The following is a 6,630-nucleotide window of genomic DNA, read 5'->3' as shown; positions in this document are numbered from 1 at the left end:
CTATAACACGTCCAATATCGCCTCATACACTGCGGACGGCAAGGCCGTCGGCGCTTTGTCGGTCAATTGGGATCTGATGAAATGGGCGCAGACACGTGCCAACGAGCTCGTCGAGAAGGGGAATCTCGACGGCCACGCGAACATGCTGAACGGCAAGCCGTCCTGGTACGTGCACATCGAAGGCAAGGACTACAACCTCACCCATTCTTCCAAGTACCAGTCAGGAACCTATTTCGACGGTCCTGAAGCCTTGGCGTATTCATGGACCAGTGTGGGTGGCCTGTCCGGCAACGCGGTGGATTCGTGGTATAGCGAATTGAACTACGAAATCGAGCATCCGGGAGCCTCGGCGTCCGAACTCAGTATGAGGCGTCAGGGGTACGGCCACTATCTGACCGAGGTAAGCCCGTTGGCCGATATCGCCGGCGTGGGCGTCGCCGTCAAGAACGGTGTCACCATCACCGTCTTGGAAATCGGCAACAACTATGCCAAGCAGGGCAAGACCCAGAGCGTCGAAGACGCCATCAAGGATTACGAGCCGAAGACGACCTACACTGTCACGTTCGAGACGAACGGCGGCGGCACGGTCGCCCAGCAGATTGTGAACGCGGGCGACAAGGCGAGCGAGCCATCCACCGAACCCACCAAGAACGGCTACACGTTCGGCGGCTGGTACTCGGACCCGAGCTTCACGAACAAGTATGATTTCAACGCTCCCGTGAACGGCGACATCACCCTGTACGCGAAGTGGGACGCCATCACCATCACCGCGCTCGATGACGCCGGCACCGTCTTCACGCCCGCCGGCGTGAACCCGGCCGCGAAGCTGCCCAAGCAGGTGACCGCCCACTACAGCGACGGTTCCACCAAGCGGGTCGACGTCATCTGGAACACCATCGACCCGAGCGAGTACGCGGCTCCGAACGCGGCAGGCTTCACCGTGAACGGCACCGTCGACGGCACCGCCATCAAGGCGAACGCCACCGTCATCGTGACCGACGCCGAACCTACCGGCGCCACGGTCGCGCCCGCCGTCGTCTCCACCATCGCCACGCACGCGCCCGATCTGAGCCGGGTCAAGGCGACCATCACGTACACCGACGGTTCCACCAAGGACGCCGACGTCACGTGGCGCGCCATCGACCCGGGCGAATACGCGCAGCCCAACGTCACCGGCTTCGACGTGAACGGCACCGTCACGGCCGACGGCGAAACCTACACCGTCACCGTGAAGGTCGTCGTCACCGCGCGCGGCGTGACCGGCGTCACCGCGCCCGCCGATCAGACCGTCGACTCCGGCACCGAACCCACGTACCCGGCCACCGTCACCGTCACCTACAATGACGGCGCAACCGGAACCGCGCCCGTCACGTGGACGAAGCTCACCAAGGACCAGTACGGCAAGCGCGAAGGCGGCACGTTCACCGTGAACGGCACCGTCGAAGGCGCCGCCAAGCCGGTCTCCTTCACGGTGACGGTCAATCCCGCCACCGTGAAGAACGTCACGGCGAGCGTCGACGCCGCGCAGACCGTCGTCGGCCAGACGCCCGACCTCAGCGGCGTGACCGCGACCGTCACCTGGTCCAACGGCGACGTCGAGACCAAGAACATCACGTGGCCGAAACTCACCGCCGACCAGTTCGCCACCGAAGGCGCGGTCGTCCCGGTCACGGGCACCGTGAACGCCGGCGGCAAGGAGTACCAGCTCACCGTCAACGTCACCGTGGTCGCCGCCACCGTCGAATCCGTCACCGGGCCGGGCACCGCGACCCCGTCCGTGACCGTCGACTCCGGCACCAAGCCCGACCTGAGCGGCGTCAAAGCCACCGTGAAGTGGTCGAACGGCACCACCACGCAGGAACCCGTGCAGTGGGACGAGCCGGCCAAGGCCGACTACACGAACCGCAAGGGCGGCACGTTCACCGTGAACGGCACCGTCACCATCGCCGGCAAGGCGTATGAGGTGAAGGTCTCCTACCGCGTCAACCCGGCCGTCGCCCAAAACGCCACCCTCACCGAGAAGACCGTGACCGTCGACTCCGGCACCGATCCGACCGGCAAGCTGCCGAAGACCGCGACCGTCACGTGGTCCAACGGCGACAAGACCGAGGCTTCCGTCACGTGGAACACGATCGACAAGGCCGACTACACGGCGCGTGAAGGCAAGACCTTCACCGTGAACGGCACCGTCGACCCGGCCGCCGCGCTGACCGTGACCGCGACCGTCACCGTGCGTCCCGCCACCATCACCAAGGTCGCCGACCTGGCCGAAGTGACCACCGAGGCGAAGGTCGCGCCCACGCTGCCCAAGACCGTCAAGGTCGATTGGAGCAACGGCGAGACCGGCGTCGACCTGCCGATCACGTGGGAGACCGTCGCGGCGGACCAGTACGCGAAGCGCGGCGAGTTCACCGTGAACGGCACCGTGGCCGATACCACAGGCAAGACCACCAAGGTAAGCGTCAAGGTCAAGGTCACCGCCAAGGCGGAATCCGCCGAACCGCTCAGTGCCGTGACCGTCGACTCCGGCACGGACCCGGCCGGCAATCTGCCGAAGACCGTGAAGGTCACCTACACGGACGGTGCCACCGAGAACGCCGAGATCACGTGGGACGCCTCCTCGTACACGAAGGACGACTACTCGAAGCGTGAAGGCGGCGACTTCACCGTCAAGGGCAAGGCCGCCGGCCTCGACGTGACCGTCATCGTGCATGTGAAGGCCGCCACCGTGAAGTCCGTCGACACCACGGCCGTGAACGTCGGCACCAAGGTGGGTGTGCAGCCCGTTTTGCCGAAGACCACCACCGTCACCTGGTCGAACGGTGACGTCGAGAACGCCGCCATCAGCTGGCCTGCGATCGCCGACGACCAGCTCGACAAGGCCGGTTCGTTCAGCATCGAAGGCACCGTCAACGCGGGTGGCAAGGACTATACGATCAAGGCGACCGTCACCGTGACGGCGAACACCGTCACCGTCACCTCCGTCGACCGTGACGTGAAGGTCACCACCACCGAAGGCAGGGCGCCCGTGATGCCGAAGACCGTGAAGGCGCACTGGTCCGACGGCTCCACGACCGACGCGGCCGTGACATGGGCCGACGTGCCCGCCTCCAAGTATGCGAAGGTCGGCACCTTCACAGTGAAGGGCATCGCCACGGTGAACGGCACCGACTATGAAGTGACCGCCACCGTGACCGTCGCCTCCGGCGACAAGCTCGTGCCGCTCGTAAGCCAGCACGACAAGCTGACGAGCACTGGCTCCAACGTGGCGATCATCGCGGTCGTCATCGTGCTGCTGGTCATCGCGGCCTGCGCCCTGTTCGCCCTGACCAAGCGCAGGAAGTAAGCCGGTTCCGGCATCGGCTGAACCTCGAGTGGCGGTGTGGATCCCTGTGGTCCCGCCGCCACTCGGCATATTCGGCCGAGAGTGGGAAGCGTGGCGGGTGCTTGTGGGCATGTGCGGACATGGTCACGAATCATTCAGAAACAACGGATAGGTTGGACACCATGAGCATGAACGACGCATATGGCGCGGGCGATGCCGATCCACAGTGGGATGACACACAGCCCGGAACGAGACCAAACCCTGAGAACGAACCTGCGCGGTCGAACGGTGAACCTGTACAGTCGCAGGGCGAACCTGCGCACTCCAACAGCGAACCTGCGCAGGGGGGTCCGGTAGCGGGCGGCTCCCCGTACGGAGAGCCCGCCCATAATCCGCGGAATACAGCCGTTTCGCAGATGGGCGAGACGAATCAACATGCCGCTCTTCAGGAACCCCCTGCGCAGGTTGGGGTTCCAACTGCGCAGGTTACCGGTGTAAGTGCGCAGGTTGCGGTTCCCGCGAGCGATGCCGGAGGGTCGGGGGCTACTCCGGCGCCCGCTGCAGGCTATGCAGGGTATCAGCAATATGGTCGGCCTGCCCAGCCTGCGCCCGCAACGGTCCCATACACGCAGCCCGCGCCCACGTATGCGCAGCCCGTCCAACCGGCTGCTGCGGTGCCACCGCCCCAGCCGGGTGCGGCATACCCACAACAGTCCGCGCCCGCATATGCGTACCCACAGCCACAGCCGGCATATGGGCAGCCGGTCGCGCCGCAGCAGCCCCAACCGTCGGCCTATCCGCCCCAACCGGCCTATCCGCAGCAATTCCAACCGGCCGGCCCCCAGCCTTATCAGCCTTATCAGCCATATCCGCAATCGGTCTACGGGCAACCGTCCGTACAGCCCGTACAGCCCGTCGCCATCGCGCAACCGATGCCGGTGCCCATGGCGGTGCCCGTGTTCGCGCCCATCGATCCGCGTACATGGTGGCGCACATGGCGACGCAAGGTCGTCAACCGCGCGATGGGCCTGACGCTCGCCTATCAGGCGGTGATGACGGGCGTCGGCATCGTCGCGGGCCTCGTCTTCGCCGTCGTCTACGGCGCTATGGACCCGACCGGCGGCGACGCGGGCTACAGCAACGCCTTCGACCGGTGGACGGGCATCATGAGCCTCATCACCGTGCTGTGCGCATTCGGGTTCCTCCTGCTCATGCGCCACCGCGACATCCTCACCCGCGAGTTCTGGCTTGGTGGCGCGCATCGGAACACGTACGGCGAACCGAACCAGTTGGGCACGATCAGCCAATACGGCGGGCGCCGCATGACGCCGCTGGCATGCTTCGCGATCATCGTGATTTCATTGGGTGTGCAGGGCGTGATCGTCCTCATCCAGCTCGCGTTCTCGATGCTGGGCACCAATCTGGTCTCGCCGACCTCGGAAAGCATCGACGAATCGGCCATCACCGTGAGCATGTGGCTGTACATCGGCCTGATCGGCCCGATCTGCGAAGAGGTCATGTTCCGCGGCGTACTGATGAAGGAACTCAAACCGCTCGGCAGGAACTTCGCGATCGTCACGTCCGCGCTCGCCTTCGGCCTGTTCCATGACGACCTCGTTCAGGGGTTCTTCGCGTTCCTGTTCGGCTTGGTGCTCGGATACGTCGCGATGGAGTATTCGCTGGTCTGGTCGATCGCATTGCACATCTTCAACAATGCGATCCTCTCGGGCGTGGTCGACGAGCTCGCCGGCCGTTTCCTGAGCGACACGGGGTATGGGATCTTCTCGCTTGTACTGGCGCTCGTGGGCGTCATCGGTTCCATCATCGTGTTCATCGTGGCCGGCAGGGAGCTGGGAAGGTATCTGCGCGCCAACCGCAGCCAGCCCGACACCTGCTATGGCTGGACGTCATGGGCGCTCATCGTGTTCGTCGCGTTCAACGCGATATACACCATCATCTCGTTCATCATCGCGATGCTCAGTTAGCAACCCCTGTCCGACCAGTTCCGAGAGAGGTGGAGGGAGACGGCGACGCGGCGTTGTGTATGAGAGCGCTTATGCTGGATGAAACGACAAGCCGACGCATTCGATCCGCCAGTTCACCCCCACGCCGCACACAGTCGAGGAGAATCGAGAAGCCATGAACCAGCAATCCGAACCGTTCTACGACGTCAACCGCACCTACGAGGACAACTACGAGCAAGGGCCGTTCGGCGCGTTCGCGGCCGCCTTGGACGCGCCTGAACAGGCCGCCGACGCCGATTCCCGCGGCGCCTCCGGAGAAACCTTCATGGGTGTGCCGGTGAACCTCGCGTTCGGCATTCCCGCGGGGCCGCTGCTCAACAGCCGGTTCACCACCGCCGCGTTCCGCATGGGCTTCGATCTGGCGACTTACAAGACCGTGCGTTCGCGCGCGTGGGGCTGCAACCCGTTTCCGAACGTGCTCGCAGTACACCCGAAGTCCGCGGACGGCTCGCTCACGCCCGGCAGCGCCGAACTCGACGAGGGCGTGCTCGCCGACACGAACTACGAGCGTCCGATCTCCATCTCCAACAGCTTCGGCGTGCCCTCGCAGGACCCGGACCTGTGGCAGCCGGACATGTTCCGCGCCATCGAGGCGGCGGGCCCCGGCCAGCTGCTCGTCCCCGGCTTCCAGGGCTCGCGCGTGGCGGGCATGAGCGAGGAGGACTACATCGCCGACCATGCGACCACCGCGCGCCTCGTCAAGGAGACCGGTGCGAAGGTCATGGTGATGAACACCAGTTGCCCGAACGAGGGGCACAACCGTCTGCTGTGTCATGACCCGTTGCTCATCGGCCGCATCACCGAGGCGGTGAAGCGCGAGATCGGCGACACCCCGCTCATGGTCAAACTCGCCTACATCCCCGACGACGCAGCGCTGGAACTCATGGTGCGTTCCACCGTGGGCCGCGGCACCGTGCAGGGCTTCAGCACCATCAACACGATCTCTGCGCGTCTCGTCGACGCGCACGGCGCGCAGGCGCTGCCCGGCAAGGGGCGCGAACGTTCCGGCGTGTGCGGCCATGCGATCCGCGGCGCCGGTCTCGACATGGTCGCGCGTCTGGCCGCCCTGCGCGAGCGTCTCGGCCTCGACTTCGCAATCAACGGCGTCGGCGGCGTCACCACGCCTGAGGACTACGCGGCATACAAACGCGCCGGCGCGGACAGTGTGATGTCCGCGACCGGCGCGATGTGGGACGCTGAGCTGGCGCGCAGGATCAAGGCGGAGTGAGACGGTATCGGCCGCAGGCCGATGCCGTGCCGCCCGCAGTCCGAAGAGGCTGC

At 65.3% G+C, this 6,630-nt stretch carries 3 protein-coding genes; all 3 read left to right on the top strand.

Annotation, left to right across the window (positions count from 1 at the left end):
- The coding region (locus tag BFAL_RS09045; RefSeq protein ID WP_174514772.1) for an Ig-like domain-containing protein at positions 1-3,346 on the top strand (3,346 nt) is incomplete at its 5' end.
- A gap of 911 nt (positions 3,347-4,257) precedes the next feature.
- The gene (locus tag BFAL_RS09040) at positions 4,258-5,310 is read left to right on the top strand and encodes a CPBP family intramembrane glutamic endopeptidase (RefSeq protein ID WP_055428057.1); all 1,053 of its coding nucleotides are present in this window, start codon (positions 4,258-4,260) and stop codon (positions 5,308-5,310) included.
- A gap of 154 nt (positions 5,311-5,464) precedes the next feature.
- Positions 5,465-6,577 (top strand): beta/alpha barrel domain-containing protein, encoded by a 1,113-nt coding sequence (locus BFAL_RS09035; protein ID WP_055428056.1) that lies wholly within the window; start codon positions 5,465-5,467, stop codon positions 6,575-6,577.
- The last annotated feature ends 53 nt before the right edge of the window (positions 6,578-6,630 follow it).

It is taken from the genome of Bifidobacterium aesculapii, assembly GCF_001417815.1.
GTDB classification, from domain to species: domain Bacteria; phylum Actinomycetota; class Actinomycetes; order Actinomycetales; family Bifidobacteriaceae; genus Bifidobacterium; species Bifidobacterium aesculapii.
This window is presented reverse-complemented; position numbering and strand designations above follow the sequence as displayed.

Coding starts and splice junctions, on each gene's coding strand:
- BFAL_RS09040 (WP_055428057.1), top strand. CDS start 4,258: ATGCCGGTGCCCATGGCGGTGCCCGTGTTCGCGCCCATCGATCCGCGT.
- BFAL_RS09035 (WP_055428056.1), top strand. CDS start 5,465: ATGAACCAGCAATCCGAACCGTTCTACGACGTCAACCGCACCTACGAG.